General features: G+C 67.0%; 15 protein-coding genes. 10 read left to right on the top strand and 5 right to left on the bottom strand.

What is annotated here, in order from left to right:
- Positions 1 to 186 precede the first annotated feature (186 nt).
- The 3 genes from M1L61_RS12710 to gspH are packed head-to-tail and all read right to left on the bottom strand — an operon-like array spanning position 187 to position 1603.
- Positions 187 to 801: a prepilin-type N-terminal cleavage/methylation domain-containing protein gene (locus M1L61_RS12710; protein ID WP_019337766.1), complete on the bottom strand. Its 615-nt coding sequence runs from the start codon at positions 799 to 801 to the stop codon at positions 187 to 189.
- The gene (gene gspI / locus M1L61_RS12705; RefSeq protein ID WP_019337765.1) at positions 798 to 1160 is read right to left on the bottom strand and encodes a type II secretion system minor pseudopilin GspI; all 363 of its coding nucleotides are present in this window, start codon (positions 1158 to 1160) and stop codon (positions 798 to 800) included. The genes M1L61_RS12710 and gspI overlap by 4 nt, the downstream gene beginning before the upstream one ends.
- Positions 1157 to 1603: a type II secretion system minor pseudopilin GspH gene (gspH, locus tag M1L61_RS12700; protein ID WP_010485346.1), complete on the bottom strand. Its 447-nt coding sequence runs from the start codon at positions 1601 to 1603 to the stop codon at positions 1157 to 1159. Before gspH ends, gspI begins: the two co-directional genes overlap by 4 nt.
- 115 nt (positions 1604 to 1718) lie before the next feature.
- Here gspH and M1L61_RS12695 point away from each other — a divergent pair, with 115 nt between their 5' ends.
- A complete protein-coding gene (locus M1L61_RS12695) occupies positions 1719 to 2168 on the top strand; it encodes a general secretion pathway protein (RefSeq protein WP_019337764.1) in 450 nt (149 codons plus the stop codon).
- Positions 2169 to 2268: 100 nt separating this feature from the next.
- On the opposite strand, the gene M1L61_RS12690 is transcribed toward M1L61_RS12695, so the two are convergent.
- On the bottom strand, positions 2269 to 2604 hold the full coding sequence (locus M1L61_RS12690) for a hypothetical protein (protein WP_029550783.1): 336 nt from the start codon (positions 2602 to 2604) through the stop codon (positions 2269 to 2271).
- 201 nt (positions 2605 to 2805) lie between these two features.
- Between M1L61_RS12690 and M1L61_RS12685 the strand changes: the two genes are divergently transcribed.
- The 6 genes from M1L61_RS12685 (at position 2806) to M1L61_RS12660 (ending at position 9590) form a co-directional block, all read left to right on the top strand.
- Positions 2806 to 4422, top strand: a complete 1617-nt coding sequence (locus tag M1L61_RS12685; RefSeq protein WP_241885186.1) for a ShlB/FhaC/HecB family hemolysin secretion/activation protein — start codon at positions 2806 to 2808, stop codon at positions 4420 to 4422.
- A 38-nt stretch (positions 4423 to 4460) separates the two neighbouring features.
- Complete coding sequence (locus M1L61_RS12680) at positions 4461 to 6245, top strand: MotA/TolQ/ExbB proton channel family protein (protein WP_248853572.1); 1785 nt, start codon at positions 4461 to 4463, stop codon at positions 6243 to 6245.
- A gap of 10 nt (positions 6246 to 6255) precedes the next feature.
- Positions 6256 to 6669: a biopolymer transporter ExbD gene (locus M1L61_RS12675; RefSeq protein ID WP_005409874.1), complete on the top strand. Its 414-nt coding sequence runs from the start codon at positions 6256 to 6258 to the stop codon at positions 6667 to 6669.
- 39 nt (positions 6670 to 6708) lie between these two features.
- Positions 6709 to 7374: a cell envelope integrity protein TolA gene (locus M1L61_RS12670; protein WP_019337760.1), complete on the top strand. Its 666-nt coding sequence runs from the start codon at positions 6709 to 6711 to the stop codon at positions 7372 to 7374.
- 42 nt (positions 7375 to 7416) lie between these two features.
- Positions 7417 to 9162, top strand: a complete 1746-nt coding sequence (locus M1L61_RS12665) for a putative porin (protein WP_248853571.1) — start codon at positions 7417 to 7419, stop codon at positions 9160 to 9162.
- A gap of 98 nt (positions 9163 to 9260) precedes the next feature.
- A complete protein-coding gene (locus M1L61_RS12660) occupies positions 9261 to 9590 on the top strand; it encodes a hypothetical protein (protein WP_005409871.1) in 330 nt (109 codons plus the stop codon).
- 110 nt (positions 9591 to 9700) lie between these two features.
- On the opposite strand, the gene M1L61_RS12655 is transcribed toward M1L61_RS12660, so the two are convergent.
- Positions 9701 to 10099: an OsmC family protein gene (locus M1L61_RS12655; protein WP_010485361.1), complete on the bottom strand. Its 399-nt coding sequence runs from the start codon at positions 10097 to 10099 to the stop codon at positions 9701 to 9703.
- Positions 10100 to 10290: 191 nt separating this feature from the next.
- Here M1L61_RS12655 and M1L61_RS12650 point away from each other — a divergent pair, with 191 nt between their 5' ends.
- The 3 genes from M1L61_RS12650 to M1L61_RS12640 all read left to right on the top strand — a co-directional run bounded on the left by M1L61_RS12650 (position 10291) and on the right by M1L61_RS12640 (position 15136).
- The gene (locus tag M1L61_RS12650; protein WP_019337756.1) at positions 10291 to 10794 is read left to right on the top strand and encodes an RNA polymerase sigma factor; all 504 of its coding nucleotides are present in this window, start codon (positions 10291 to 10293) and stop codon (positions 10792 to 10794) included.
- 82 nt (positions 10795 to 10876) lie between these two features.
- Entirely contained in the window at positions 10877 to 11833 is a 957-nt protein-coding gene (locus M1L61_RS12645) for a FecR domain-containing protein (RefSeq protein ID WP_019337755.1), read from the top strand.
- A 183-nt stretch (positions 11834 to 12016) separates the two neighbouring features.
- Positions 12017 to 15136 (top strand): TonB-dependent receptor, encoded by a 3120-nt coding sequence (locus M1L61_RS12640; protein ID WP_248853570.1) that lies wholly within the window; start codon positions 12017 to 12019, stop codon positions 15134 to 15136.
- Positions 15137 to 15155: the final 19 nt, after the last annotated feature.

The raw sequence follows: 15155 nt of genomic DNA, 5'->3' as shown, positions 1-15155 counted from the left end.
CGGTGAGGACCACCGACACAACGCCGCCGGGTGCAGGAGAGTGCCCGGCGGCAGGCGGGGGGATCCATGCAATGCGCGGATTCCGGAGCCAACAACAATGCCGACCAACGGTCGGCACCCACCAAGGCACGGTCGGCACCCACCGTAGATCCACGCCGTGCGTGGATGCCTTGCCTGGGAAGAATCCTAAAGCTCCAGCACCCGCCGGTAACTCAGCGGCCCACGCCCATCGCGCAGGCCCAACCGCAGTTCAAGTCCGGTGGCCGGCATTACCTCGCCTTCGCTCGGCAACACGGCCCATCCCGTTCCTGGCTGCCAGGCCCGCACCTCGAACCGCTGTACCTCGCGCGCCACGGCAATGCCCTTCGACAGATCCGGCGCCGGCAGGGGATACCGATCCGTCGCTGCGCCGCTGGCCCGCCAAAGCGTACTTCCCTGCCGCCACCAGCGCACCCGCTGCCAGCGCAGCCCATCGCTGCCGACACTGCGGGTGATCTCCAGCGCGAAGCTCCCATCCGGATGCCGCTCGCTCACCAGCGAAGGCGGCAGCAGCCGCTGCGGTTGATCGGCCGGCCGCACTGCACCATTCATCAACGCATCGTCTGCGCGCATTTCGATATCACGCTGGAACTGCTGCAGCACGCGCAGCGCCGTCGTGGTCTCGGCATCGGCCTGGCGCAGGCGCTGGTCGCTGTTGGCCACGCTGTCGAGCGCCCGCCAGCAGATCAGTGCCAGTACGCCCATGATGGTGATCGCAATCATCACCTCGATCAGGGTGAAGCCGCGGACGGCGCGCCTCATTGCGCCGCCGTCCACGGCAACTGCATCCTCGCCAGCGACTGCCGGGGAGCATCCTCGGCAACCACGCTCAGTTCCAGCTGCGGCTGGCCGTCGCTGCCCGTGCCCAGATGCTGAAGCACCAGAAAGCTGCTGCGCCCCTGCACACAGCGTTGCCGGGCATCCTGCGGTGCCTGTCCGCTCAGGCGCAGTTCCTGCCAGCGATCCTGCGCACACAACAGTGCCAGGCGACGATCACGCAGCCGTGACTGATCGTCGGTCGCCACTGCCACCGAGCGCATCACCGCCGCCAGTGCAATCGATACGATCGCCAATGCGATCAGCACTTCGATCAGGGTGAATCCGCGCGCCGCCTGCTTCATTGCACGACCTGCAACTGTCCGCTGCCATCATCACGAAGGCGCAGTTTGCGACCCTCCAGCGACAATCCAAGCTCCCAGGCGATACCGATCCACTCCGGGCTCAGCTCAATGGGGTTGGCGGGCTGCACCGCAATGCCCGTTGCCTGCCACTTCTGCGGACGCAGCAGATCATCGTGTTCAACGGTCACCCAACCGCTGCCTTCGCGGCGGCTGAAACGATAGCCGTTGGCGTCGGCCTGCCAACGCAGGGGGCGGCCATCGATGCGCGCCTCATCGCGCGCCACCTGCAGGCGCTGCGCCAACCGCTCGGCTTCCTGCCGCAGCTGCCGGCCCGGGTCGAGCAGGCTGCCCAGGCCCAGCCCGATTCCGGCCGTGCAGATGCCGATGATCACCAGCACCACCATCAGTTCCAGCAGGGTGAAACCACGCGGCACGCGCTGCATCGACGTTGCCTCCTGTCCGGGTCGATACCTGCCAGCGTAGGCCGGCATGATGAAACAAAAGCGTCAGCCACAGCTGCTAGCGTGGGCGGACACGAACGTGGCGGTGGTGCGGAACATGGATGGCAGGCGCTGGGATCGCAATCGCATACTGACCCTGCTGGCGGCGACGCTGCTGCTGGCCGTGGTGGCCTATTGGGGTGTCACCCTGTCTGCCGTGGCGCCAGCGGCCGCGGCCAGCGAGGCGAAGGCCGTGGCGCCGGTACGGCCGATGTTCGATGCAGTGGCTAGCCTGCCGCTGGTGCGGCTGCTGTCCCCCGGTGCAGTGCAGACCGAGGTGGTGGTGCTGGGCGTGATGGCCGGTGACCATGCGCCATTGGCCCTGCTCTCGGTGGATGGACGCCCGGCGGAAGCGTATGCGCCCGGCCAACGGCTCGGACCTTGCACGGTGCTGGCCAGCATCAGTGCCAGCGCGGTGGAACTGAACCAGGCCGGGCAATCGCGCAGCCTGCCGGTGCCCGAGCTGCCGCCCGTGCCGAGCGATGGCATCGTGCCGGCCGCACTGTAGAGCCGAGCCTACGCTCGGCTGCGCCTGCAAGAACAGTCGAGCATGGCTCGACGCTACAGAATCCTGCCGGGCTGGGGCTTTGCACCGCGACTGTGCAGGCTCAGCGCGCCGGGCGCTGCGGTACCACCGAACGACCAAAGGCATCGCCCATGCGCTGTCGTGTGCCTTCCAGGTTGTACTGCATCAGTTGGTTGCCGGGCTGCCGCATCAGGCGTTCGGCCTCCGGCAGCGCCGGTGATTTCGCCGTTTTCGATGCCGGCGCAAGTTTGCGCTGCAGGCAGTCCCAGGCCGGAATGCGCTCGCCATTGACCTGTACTTCGATGCAGGGCGCGGCGCCTTCCTGCTTCTTCGCCTCGTCGGCGCGAAGCGGGGCCAACACCAGCAGCAACGCAAGGGTGAGGGCAGCGCGCAGCTCCATTATCAATGATTCACGCATCTCGAACTTCCCGCGGCAATCGACGTTCTGCAATGAAGACGTGTGGCGAAGGCAGGGTCCGCCTGCGTGCGTTGCGGCGCTGTCAAAAGATGACAGTGCTGTCATAAAACTGTTGGCGGTTTTGACGCGACGTGCACGTCCTGTTGGTAGACCCACGCGCCGCTCCATGGCCATTACCTTCGATACGACGCGATGCCTTCGATGACTCCTGTTCCGTGCCGAGCCGTCCGCCTTCCCTTGCGCCTGCATCCCTTGGTGCTGGCCCTGGCCGCGATGCCGCTGCCGTTGTTCGCGCAGGAGGCAGCGCCTGCGCCCAGCGTGAACATCAATGAATACATCGTACGTGGCAATACCGTGCTCGATCCGCGCCAGATCGAGCGCGCGGTCGAGCCCTTCCTCGGCCCGGGAAAGACCCTGGCCGATGTCGAGAACGCACGCGATGCAGTCAATGCGCTGTACCAGCAGGCGGGCTACCAGTCGGTCTATGTGGAGCTTCCCGAGCAGCAGGTCAGTGGTGGCGTAGTGCTGCTGAAGGTACAGCAGACACCGATCGGCCAGCTGCGGGTCGTGGGAACGAAGCACGAATCGCCCGAGCGCATCCGCGAACGCGTACCAGCGCTGGCGGAAGGCAAGGTGCCGGACTTCGACCAGGCCCAGAAGGAACTGACCGCGCTGAATGAGGGCGGGCGTCGCCAGGTGATGCCGCTGGTGCGCGAAGGCCAGGTGCCGGGCACGATGGATGTGGACCTGCAGGTCGAAGAAAAGTCGCCGTGGCGTGCCAGCGCGTCACTCAACAACGACCACAGCGCCGACACCGAGAAGCTGCGCCTGAGTGCATCGCTGGCCTACGACAACCTGTGGAAGCGCGGGCACAGCGCCAACATCGGCGTGTATCTGGCACCGGAAGACACCAAACAGGCCAAGGTGTTCTCGGCCTCGTACACGATGCCGTTCGAAGGCACGCCGTGGAGCCTGGAAGCGTCCGGCTACAAATCCGACAGCCGCGTGCTGAACGCGGGTGGGCAGGTGGGTACCGGCACCGGTACCAACGTGATCGGCAACGGTCACTCGATCGGCCTCAAGCTCAACTATCGACTGGCCGGCAGCAGTCAGTGGTGGCGCCAGCTCAGCCTTGGTGTGGATTTCAAGGACACCGAGGAAGATACCCAGATGGGCAAGGACAGCCTGAAGACGCCGCTGAAGTACGCGCCTATCACGCTGGCCTTCGTGGGCGTGCGCCAGGGCGAGCAGGATCAGCTGAGCATCAACACACAGCTGGTGGCCGGCACCCGCCGCCTGTTCGGCTACGGCAGCGACGCCACCGCCTTCGGCCAGAAGCGCTATTGGGCCGACCCGAGCTTCGTGGCCTTCAAGGCCGACGTGGCCAACACCCACACCTTCGGCAACGACTGGCAGTGGTACGCACGTGGCTCACTGCAGGTGACCGACGCGCCACTGGTGTCGGCCGAGCAGTTTGCCGCGGGTGGCATGTACACCGTGCGCGGCTATCTGTCGGCCGAGGCGATCGGCGACTACGGCGGCCTGGCCAGCCTGGAATGGCGCACCCCGGCGTGGTCGCTGTGGAGCGGCACTGATCTGCGCGTCTACAGCTTTGCAGATGCGGCCTACCTGCGCCTGCGCCAGCCGCTGCCCGAACAGCGTGACAAGTACAACCTGGCCTCGGTCGGCCTGGGCGCGCAGATGCGCCTCGGCGAACACCTGCAACTGCGCCTGGACTACGCCTGGCCTTATGCCGATGGCCCGGTCACGCGCAAGGACGACCCGCGCCTGCATTTCAACATCAGCACCAGTTACTGACCCTTCCCTTGAACATGCGTTCTCCGGAGACCCTTCGCATGGACCGTTTGCTTTCCCGAGTGTTGTTGCTGCTGGCCGCGCTGGTTGCGCTGCCGGTCGCTGCGGCCGATGCCAATTGGTGGCAGGCCGAATGGAAATACCGCAAGCCGATCACCGTCGACGCCGGCCCGCAGGGCGCGGGCCTGGCCGGTGACCCGGGTCGCACGCCGCTGCTGCTGCGCCTGCATACCGGCAACTTCGGTTTCGACGGCACCCAGGACGCGGGCAACGACCTGCGCTTCGTCTCGGGTGATGGCCGCACCGTGCTGGCCCACCAGATCGAACAGTTCGATCCCAGGCTGGGCCTGGCCCTGGTCTGGGTGGACGTACCGGCGGTCAGCGCCGCAGCACCGCAGACGATCTGGATGTACTACGGCAACGAGAAGGCCCCGGCCAGCGGCAATGGCCAGCAGGTGTTCGACCCGGACTACACGCTGGTCTACCACTTTGCCGAGGCCAATGCGCCGGCACGCGACACCACCGCGTATGGAAACAACGCCGGGGCCGTGGCGCCGCCGTCGGAAGGCTCGGTGATCGGCCGCGGCGTTCAGTTGGGCGCAGCCCCGCTGCCGCTGCCGGCCAGCGCATCGCTTGCGCAGGAGGCGGGCGCGCCGCTCACCGTCTCGGCCTGGATCAAGCCGGGCAGCAACAACGCCGCACAGGCGATCTACGCCCGTCGTGACGGTGCTTCCGAACTGGTGCTGGGCATCGAGAACCGGGTGCCGTTCGTGCAGCTCAATGGCCATCGCAGCACGCCGGCACAGCCGATTCCGGAAGGGCAGTGGGCGCATGTGGCGCTGACTGCGGAGAAGGGCGCTCTGCAGCTGTACCTCAATGGCCGCGTGGTCGCACAGCTGAGCGGCGAATTGCCGGCGCTGGGCGCCGCCCCGGTGGTGGGCGCCGATGCTCCTGGCGCGGCGCAGCCGCTGGCCAATTTCGAGGGCGCACTGGATGAGCTGCGTATCTCTCGCGTGGCACGACCGGCGGCACTGCTGCTGGCCGATGCCACCGCACAGGGCGCCGACTCGCGCCTGATCAGCTACGGTGCCGACGAGCAGTCCGCCGGTCAGAGCCACTTCGCCTTCATCCTCAAGGCAATGCCGTTCGACGCCTGGGTGGTGGTGGCGATCCTCGGCCTGATGATGCTGCTGTCGTGGGCGATCATGATCGCCAAGGGGCGCCACTTCGGCCGTACCAGCAAGGCCAATGCGGTGTTCACCGAGAGCTTCGGCAAGTTGTCCGGCGTGCCGCTGCGCACGCTGTCCGACATGGACCGCCAGGGCAAGGCGCCGACCGCGATGCACGACGGTTCGCTGTGGCGGATCTACCAGGTGGCCATCGATGAAATGCAGCAGCGCCACCAGCGCGATGGCAACAGCGGTTACCTCAGTGGCGCCACCATCGCCGCGATCCGCGCCTCGATGGATGCGGTGATGGTGCGCGAGCAGGAAGCGATGGCACGGCGCATGAACTGGCTTTCGACCACCATCGAAGGCGCGCCGTACGTGGGCCTGTTCGGTACCGTGATCGGCATCATGCTGGTGTTCGTGGTGGCGGCGATGGCCGGCGCGGTGGACATCAATTCGGTGGCACCGGGCATGGCCGCGGCGCTGCTGTGTACCGCAGCCGGCCTCGGCGTCGCGATTCCGGCGCTGTTCGGCTACAACTACCTGGGTGCACGTGCCGAGGCGATCGGCGCCGACATGGCGGTGTTCATCGACGAGTTCGCCGCGCGCCTGGCCGAAGAGCAGGACGGGCGCGGCCCGGCCGCGGTCCAGGGCTGAGGGGCGCGCCATGGGCCAGAAGGCGAAGTTCGGCATCAAGAAGCGCGAGAAGGGCATCAACGTAACGCCCTTCGTCGACGTGCTGCTGGTGGTGCTGGTGATCTTCATCCTGACCAGCAACGCCTCCATCCCCGGCATCGAGGTCAACCTGCCGAAGGCCAGCAACAGCGTGGCACTGGAGAAGCCGAAGACCAAGGCGATCACCATCGACCCCAGTGGTCAGGTGTTCCTGGATGCCTATCCGGTGACGATGGCCGAGCTGGAAGATCGCCTGCGCACCGAGCGCGCGACCACCCCGGATTTCCCGGTGATCGTGCGCGGTGACGCGCAGGTGCAGTACGCCCGTGTGGTCGAGGTGCTGGACCTGCTGCGGCGGCTGGAGCTGGCCCAGGTCGGGCTGGTCACCGGCAAGGCGCAGGGCTGAGGCATGACGGCCCATCAATCCCCTCGGCCGGAGCCCGGCATGCGCGGTCGTCAGTTGCTGGTGACCGTCGCGCTGGTGCTGGCCGCCTTGCTGGTGCTCGGCATCGCCGTATGGTGGATGCTGTTCAAGGACACCGCCAGCACCCGCAGGCCGGTGGTGCAGCCGCCGATGCTGGCATTGCCGCCCCCCCCTCCGCCGCCGCCACCGCCGCCGGAAAAGCCACCGGAGCCGGAGACGCCGCCGGAAGAGACCATTCCCGAGCCGGAGCCGCTGGATCAACCGACGCCGGCGGAAGAGCCGACGCCGACCCCGGACAACGCCGACCCGGTGACGATGAATGCCGATGCGCAGGCCGGTGGTGACAACTTCGGCATCCAGTCCGGCAGTGGCGGCGGTTCATCCGGCGTGGGCCGTGGCGGCGCCGGCAATGCCACCTATGGGCGCTATCTCGGCTACCTGATGCAGCAGGCGATCTCGCGCGACGACAAGGTCAAGCGCCTGGCGTTCCAGCTGCAGGTGAATGTGTGGCTGTCCAACGATGGCCGCCTGGAAAAGGTCGAGCTGGTGCGTGGCAGTGGCAACGGGGAGGCCGACGCGGCCGTGCTCGATGCACTGCGACGCATCGGCAAGGTCGACCAGGCACCGCCGCCGTCGCTCGATTTCCCCGCCCGCGTGCTGATCCAGGGCCGCCGGCCCGGGGCCTGATTCCCGACCTCCGTGATTTCCCTTCTTTCGATGAGAACCGTGATGAACGACCACGTCCGCGCACGAACCGACTCCCGCTGCTCGCGGCCGGCCCGACGGGCGCTGCTGTGCTGCGCCGTGCTGCTCAGCCTGGCCGCCCCGGCCGGTGCGATGGCCGCAGAAACCACCATGGTCAAGCTGATCAAGGGCCTGATCGCCAGCGGCGCGCTGAAGCCAGAAGACGGCCAGGCATTGCTGGTGCAGGCCGAGGCTGAAGCAGCGGCCGCATCGCGCACTACAACCACCGCACCTTCGGCCGCCAGCGGTGGCGTGGCCCTGGAGGCCGGCGACGTGCGCGTGCCCTACGTGCCGCAGAGCGTGCGCGACGGCATCCGTGACGAAGTGCGCCAGGATGTGATGGCGCAGGCCAGGTCCGAGGGCTGGGCGGCACCGAACGAAGTGGCTGAGTGGACCAAGCGCATCAAGGTGACCGGTGACATGCGCGTGCGCAGCGAGTCGCGCTTCTTCTCCGAACGCAACAGCGACATCGTGAGCAACTGGTCGTCGATCAATTCCGGCAACGGCTTCGACACCAACACCAACACCAACCTGCAGCTGCCGCCGCTGCTGAACACCCGCCAGGACCGCCGCAACCTGTGGCGCATCCGCGCCCGCCTGGGCATCGAGGCGACCATCGGCCAGCACACCACGGCCGGTGTGCGCCTGGCCAGCGGCAGCAGCAATGGCCCGGTGTCGACCACCGAGCAGCTGGGTGGTGGCCTGAGCAAGAAGGACGTGTGGCTGGACCAGGCCTGGCTGGCCTACAGTCCGGCCGACTGGGTGACGGTGCGCGGCGGCCGCTTCGGCAATCCGTTCTGGACCAGCGACACGCTGTTCTCCAACGACCTGAACTTCGACGGCCTGGCCGCCAACCTGCAGCATGACTTTGACAGTGGTGACCTCGGCCTGTTCGCCAACCTGGCCGTGGTACCGCTGGAGTACACCTCCGACAGCGCGCCCAGCCAGAGCCGGGTCAAGACCCCGAACGAGAACAAGTGGCTGTCCGGTGCACAGGTCGGCATGAACTGGCGCTTCAACGACGACAATGCGCTGCGTGCCGCACTGGGCTACTACGATTTCAAGAACATCAGCGGCCGCCTGTCCTCGCCGTGCGCGCTATATGCGGGCGCGGTGGGCTGCGATACCGACTGGTCGCGCCCAGCGTTCATGCAGAAGGGCAATACCCTGATGCTGATCCGCGACATCGCGCGCAATCCGCTGGACCCGGCCAACACGCCGACCCCGCAGTATGTCGGCCTGGCCTCGGCATTCCGCCTGGCCACGCTCAACCTGCGCTGGGATACGCAGCTGGCCCAGGGCATCGGCCTGCGCCTGGATGGCGACTACATCCGCAACCTGGCCTACGACAAGCAGGCCATGTTCAGCCGCGCCAACAACGGCATCGTCAACAACTACGGTGCCGGTGGCGCCGCCAGCATCGATACCTTCCGCAGTGGCGACACCGCCTGGATGGTGCAGGCCACCTTCGGCGCCACTGACCTGAAGGAGAAGGGCCAGTGGCAGGCGCTGCTGGGCTACAAGCATATCGAGGCCGATGCGCTGCCGGACGCGTACAACGACCCGAACTTCCACCTCGGCGGCACCAACGCCCGTGGCTACTACGTGGGCGGCGCCTACGCGCTGGATGCGCGCAGCTGGATCAGCGGCAAGTGGATGGCGGCCAAGGAAGTGTCCGGTGCGCCGTTGTCGATCGACGTGTTCCAGCTGGAGTTCAATACCGGGTTCTGAGTGGCGGGCGTGATGCGGATCACGTCGTGCGTGGCGGGGGCGCAGCGATGCGCCCGTCTAAGGAAGGGAGACCACGCGTTGTTCAAAAGGAGGAGTGGATGAGCCGTCGCAAGCTGTTCGAGAGTCCTGAACCGTCCAGCCAGATGCTGGGTGTGGGACCGGCCTATGTTTCAGTGGAGGGGCTGCGCCAGCACCTGGCCGAGTTCCTGCTGTATGCGGGCCGGCCTGTGGTGATCATGCGCGGGCGCAGCGAAGTAGGCTATTTCCTGCCGGCGCGCTGCTGGCGCCAGCGTGACGATGATCCGCTGGCGGCGGCCGCCGCCGACCAGCTGCTGGATGCGGCCGGGTTCCAGGCCGAAGACATCCAGCAGGTGGAGCAGGAATTCAACGCGATGCGCCAGCGCACCGTGCTGCATTCACGGCGCTGAGTGGCCGCCGGGCATGGCCCGGCGCTACCCGATGGCCCCGCGCCGCTCCGGTAGCGCCGGGCCATGCCCGGCGAGCGTCGTCTGTAGATCCACGCCAGGCGTGGATGGGGTTACGCTGCAGCCCCACGCTCACTGGAGATGCGTGCACCTTCGCGCATCACCAGGGTCACCGGGGTCTTTTCCACCACCTCCAGCAACCGCTGCCACTGCGCATCGCTCAGCTCGGCGCTGGCATGCAGCACGCGGTGCACGTGGAAGCGTCCATCCGCGTCACGTTCCGAGCGCAGCTCGGCATGGAATTCGCCCAGCTCCCAGCCCTTGCGCTGCGCGTACATGCGCAGGGTGATGGCGGTGCATGCCGCCAGCGAGGCCAGGTACAGGTCGAACGGTGCGAAACCCTTGCCCTGGCCGCCCAACGACGCGGGCTCGTCCGCATCCACATCGAAGCTGCCATTGCTGATGTGGTGCAGGTAGTTGTCGGCGGTCGAAACAATGCGTGCGTAGGCCATCGGGATCTCCTGTTGTCTGTAGGGCCGAGTCATGTTCGGCCAATCCCACTGTGGCGTCGAGCCATGCTCGGATCTGCCCTGCATGGATGATGTGGGCGGCGGCGGCTTGCCGCCTGCGGCCCGGCAGCCCACAATCCACGTCCGGACCGTCGCCATCACGCCCATCATTCCCCGGTCCGGCCTTGGCACCTATGTCTCCCAATGCCCTGGCGCTGGTCGAGCTGCTGATTCGCGAGCGCCGTGCGTTGTCTCGCTTCATCGCGCGCTATCTCGACCCGGCCAGTACCGAGGACACGCTGCAGAACCTGTACCTGAAGGCCAGCAGCGTACCCGGCGATCCCCCCATCCTCGAGCCGCGCGGCTATCTGTACCGGATGGCCTATCACCACGCGCTCAACCGCAGTCAGTCCGACGCCCGCGAGCGGCGCGCAATGGCCGCGTACGCCACCGACATGGCCGATGCAGGCCACGACGGTGAGGCACAGGCGCTGGACCAGGCACAGCTGCGCGAGATCACCCAGACCATCCTTGCCTTGCCGGCGCAGGTGCGCGAGTGCTTTGTGCTCAATCGATACCTGGGCCTGAGTGAGCGCGAGATCGCCACCCGCCTCGGCATTTCCAAGAGCGTGGTCGGCAAATACGTAATGCGCGCGGCACTGTTGATCCAGCAGCACCAGCAGGCAACACGCCGATGAGCCGTGATTGCCGTGGGCAGATCGCGCCCGCCGTTGTCACAACAGGAAGGCGCACCCGTTCGCGGTGCGGCAGGCCACAACCATGACCACGTCCGAACCCTCGCCGCGTCAGGCCAGGCAGGCGTTGCGCTGGGTGATCCGGTGCAGTGCAGGCCCGCTGCCGGAACGCCAGCAACGAACCCTGCAGCGCTGGCTGCAGGCCGATCCCCGCCATGCGCTGGCATGGCGCCAGCAGCAGGCCTTCTGGCAGAGCCTGGATGCCGCCGGGCCCGAGGTGCTGGCCGCGCTGCCTGGGTTGACGGCTGATCGCCAAGGGCTGCGCCCGATCGCGCAACGCCGCCGACTGCCGTGGCTGCTGGCCAGTGCTGCCGCCGTGGTCCTGATGGTTGCCGCTGCGCCGCACGCGCTGCTGCTGGCACGCAGTGACCTGCACAGCACCGATGCACCGCGCATGGTGCAGTTGGAGGACGGCAGCACCGCGGTACTCGACGCCGGCACCGCACTGGCGATTGAATTCGATGGCCAGCAGCGCCACCTTCGTCTGCTGCGCGGCCAGGCCTGGTTCCAGGTAGCGCACGAGGCGCGCCCGTTCCAGGTGGAGGCGGCGGGCGGCCAGATCCGTGACATCGGCACGGCCTTCAGCGTGTCGATGCAGGACACCACGGTCCTGACCCAGGTCAGCGAGGGCGGGGTCGATGTGCGCCCGGGTGATGGCAGTGTGCAGCGCCTGCATGCCGGGCAGGCACGTGTGTTCCGTGACGGTCGCTGGCTGCAGCCGGTGCAGCTGGAAGATACCGCGACCATGGCGCCGTGGCGGCGTGGCGAGGTAGTGATCGACGATCAGCCGGCCGCGCAGGCCATCGCCGACCTGGCGCGCTACCGGCGTGCCCCGGTCTGGGTACTGGGCGGGCAGGGCGCGAGCGTGCGGGTCAGTGGCCTGTTCCACCTGCAGCAATCGGAGACCGCCATCAATGCGGTGGCCGCGCAGGCAGGACTGCGTGTGCAGCGCTTGCCCGGCGGAGCGCTGGTGGTGTGGTGAGGTGCCTGCGGCACAGCGCACAGCGCGCCACATGGAAAAAAGCATGAAAAAACCGTGGGCACTCGCTGTGCCCTGCTGTCTATAGAGGTATAGCCAGAGCGAAACACCGTTTCTCCTCAAGCCAGACATGCCACCGGCACTGGATGTGCCCGTGGTTCCGCCACGCTTGAGGAGTTCCTGTCCATGCCGTCCACGGCATCCGCCTGTCATCGTCGCGCCACCGTCCTGGCTCTTGCCATCTCCACCGCATTGCTGCCGCTGGCCTGGGTGCCGGCCGTGCAGGCGCAACCGGTGGTCGTCGCACCGTTGCGCCAGTACACCATTCCGGAACAGCCCCTGGCCGACGCCGTGCGTGCCTTTGGCCGCCAGGCCGATGTGCAGGTGGTGTTCCGCAGTGACCTGGTGGAGGGCCGCCGCTCCAGTGCAGTGAGTGGTGAGTACAGCCAGATGCAGGCACTGCAGCAGCTGTTGCGCGGCAGCGGCGTGCGTGCACAGCGCGGCATGGACGGTACCTGGAGCCTGCGGGCCGCAGCGGAGGCGGGTGAGGGGGAAGGGGTGCGGGTGACCAAAACACTGGACGTGGCCGGCCGCCTGCAGTCGGAAGGGGGCGAGGCGCGTGATCGGCGCGGCTACGATGATGTGTTCGCGCTGGACCTGACCACGGCGTATTCGGGGCGCGACCGGGTGGAGCGCTATCGCGGCTCCAACCCGGCCGACGTGGTAAAGGATCTGGTCGGTGTGTTCAGTGGCGATGCGCGCAACAGCGGCGCGCTGGACATCAACATCCGCGGCATCCAGGGGCCGGGGCGGGTGCCGGTCAGCATCGACGGTGGCGAACAGGCGCTCACGGTCTGGCGCGGCTACAACGGCGTCAGCAACCGCAATTACATCGATCCCAACCTGATGGGTGGCATCCAGGTCATCAAGGGGCCAGGGCTGGTGCGCGATGTGCACAGCGGGATCGGTGGCGCGCTGGTGATCAAGACCATCGACGTCGATGACATCGTGGAAGCGGGTGAGCGCTTCGGCGGGGAGCTGAAGATCGAAGGCAGCAGCAATGCGGTGGCGCCACGCCTGCCGCGGCTGCACACCGGCGAGGATTACCGCACCGTGCCGGGGTTTCCGCAGGGCTCGCCGAACTCGCCCTACGACGACCGCACCCTGGTGGTGCCGGTGAAGTCGCGCAGTGGCAACAACCCCCTCGATGGCGAGGACCAGGCCTGGCGCCTGGCGCTGGGCGTGCGTGGCGACAACGTCGACCTGATGGCCGCCTACGCCTGGCGCAAGCGCGGCAACTACTTCTCCGGGACCCAGGGCAGCGCCTACTACGACCAGGACCGGCGCGAGCAGTTCGAGTACCAGGGCATCGACTACATCACCACGCTGGCGCGCTACTTCAAGCCCGGCGATGAAGTGCCCAATACTTCCAGCGAACAGGAGTCCTGGCTGGTCAAGGGCAGCTGGCAGATCAACGATGACCAGCAGTTGAAGGCGACCTGGCGGCGAACGCTGTCGCACTACGGCGAGATCATGCCGTCGCGCATCCTGTCGGCACCGGACTATGGGCGCATCCAGTGGCCGCTCAGCCGGGTTGCGTCCGATGCCTGGAACCTGGAGTACCGCTTCCAGCCGGCCGGCAGCCGCTGGCTGGACCTCTACGCCAACCTGTGGCGCACAGAGACGGACAGCGATACATACACCGCAGGCGGCTTTCCGAACTTCGCCCCGGGCAATCCGGACTGGAATGCCGGCGCCAGCCCGATTCTGCGCAACACCGCGCTGGCAAATGCGAGCAACGACCGGACCGGCCTGACCCTGAGCAACCGCTTCGCCCTGCATTCGACCCTGGACCTGACCGTGGGCGGCAACTGGCAATACGAGAAGCTCGGTTCGCGCGACCCGTATTTCGGCCCGTCCGACGGCTGGCGCATGTACCCGCGTGCCGGCCGTCGCCAGGAGGGCGAGGGCTACCTCACGCTGGAATGGCGTCCGGTCGACTTCCTGACCCTCAATGCCGGCGTGCGTTACAGCCGTTACTGGGCGTTCGACGACTTCCTGCAGGCCCACCCGGAACTGCAGACGACCTCGATCGTGCCGCGCGAAGCGCAGTACCGGGTGAATGAACTGCCACCGCGGCCGGACAGCCTGCAGGGCGAGATCGACGCACTCGAGAGCGAGCGGGAATTCTGGGACAGCATCGGCATGGGCTGGATCGTCGATCAGTCGCTGGCCGACCTGCTGCGCAAGTACGAGACACCCAGGGAGGTCCAGCACGGCGTTCCCTGGTTGCCCGATGCAAACGGCAACTACAGCCGAGCCACCAATCCCTGCCTCAACGGCCAGGTCGCCGCCATCCCCGGGCTGCTGCCGATGGTCCTCGGCACCGACATCCGCTGCAGGATCGGGGGCGGGGCGATGCAGTCGGTGGCCGGGCGCAACGAACGGCACCGCGATCACGCCTGGTTGCCGACGTTCTCGGCGACGGTGCGTTTCTCGCCGGCCGCTCGTGCCTATCTGCGCTACAGCGAGGCGGTGCGCTTCCCCAGCATGTTCGAAAGCACCATTGCGTTCTCCAGCAGCCTCAATCCGCTGTATCCACTCAAGCCGGAGCATGCCTACAACTACGAGCTGGGGTACGTGCACAACCTTTCCGGGCTGTTCGGCAACACCGCCGATGCCGACGTCAAGCTGGCCTACTACGTGCACAAGACCCGCAATGTCATCGAGCGTGATGCGTACTTCATGTTCGACAACATCGACAAGCAGACCATCCGCGGCATCGAGCTGCAGGCGCGCTTCGACAACCGGCGCTTCTTCACCGATCTGGGCATCAGCCGCATCCTTGAAAACGAAGTCTGCGATGAAAGCTCGGCGGTACGGCTGGATGCGGACCAGGGGCGGGTGCCCAACTGCGTCCAGGATGGCTTCGTCAGCGGCTATCTGCTGACCCAGGCCACGCCGAAGCTGTCGGTGAACTGGTCACTCGGCACCCGCCTGTTCGATGAGCGCCTGGAGCTGGGCAGCCGCATCGTGCACTACCAGCGGCACGACAATCCGGACCTGCAGGCCTACCGCGACCGCCTGATCGCCGGGGGCAGCAGCCTGCTCTGGCAGAACGTGCCCTTCACCTGGGGAAACATCACCACGGTGGATGCCTACGCCCGCTGGCGCTTCAACCAGCACGCCAGCGTCGAGCTGGTCGGCAGCAATCTCGGCAACCGCTATTACGTCGACCCGGCAACACGCTCAACGCTTCCGGCACCGGGCCGCACGATCAAGCTTGGCATCACCGCGCGCTTCTGAGTCCGTATTCGACAGGGAG

It is taken from the genome of Stenotrophomonas sp. NY11291 (genome assembly GCF_023277365.1).
In the GTDB taxonomy this organism is placed as follows: Bacteria; Pseudomonadota; Gammaproteobacteria; order Xanthomonadales; family Xanthomonadaceae; genus Stenotrophomonas; species Stenotrophomonas geniculata.
This window is presented reverse-complemented; position numbering and strand designations above follow the sequence as displayed.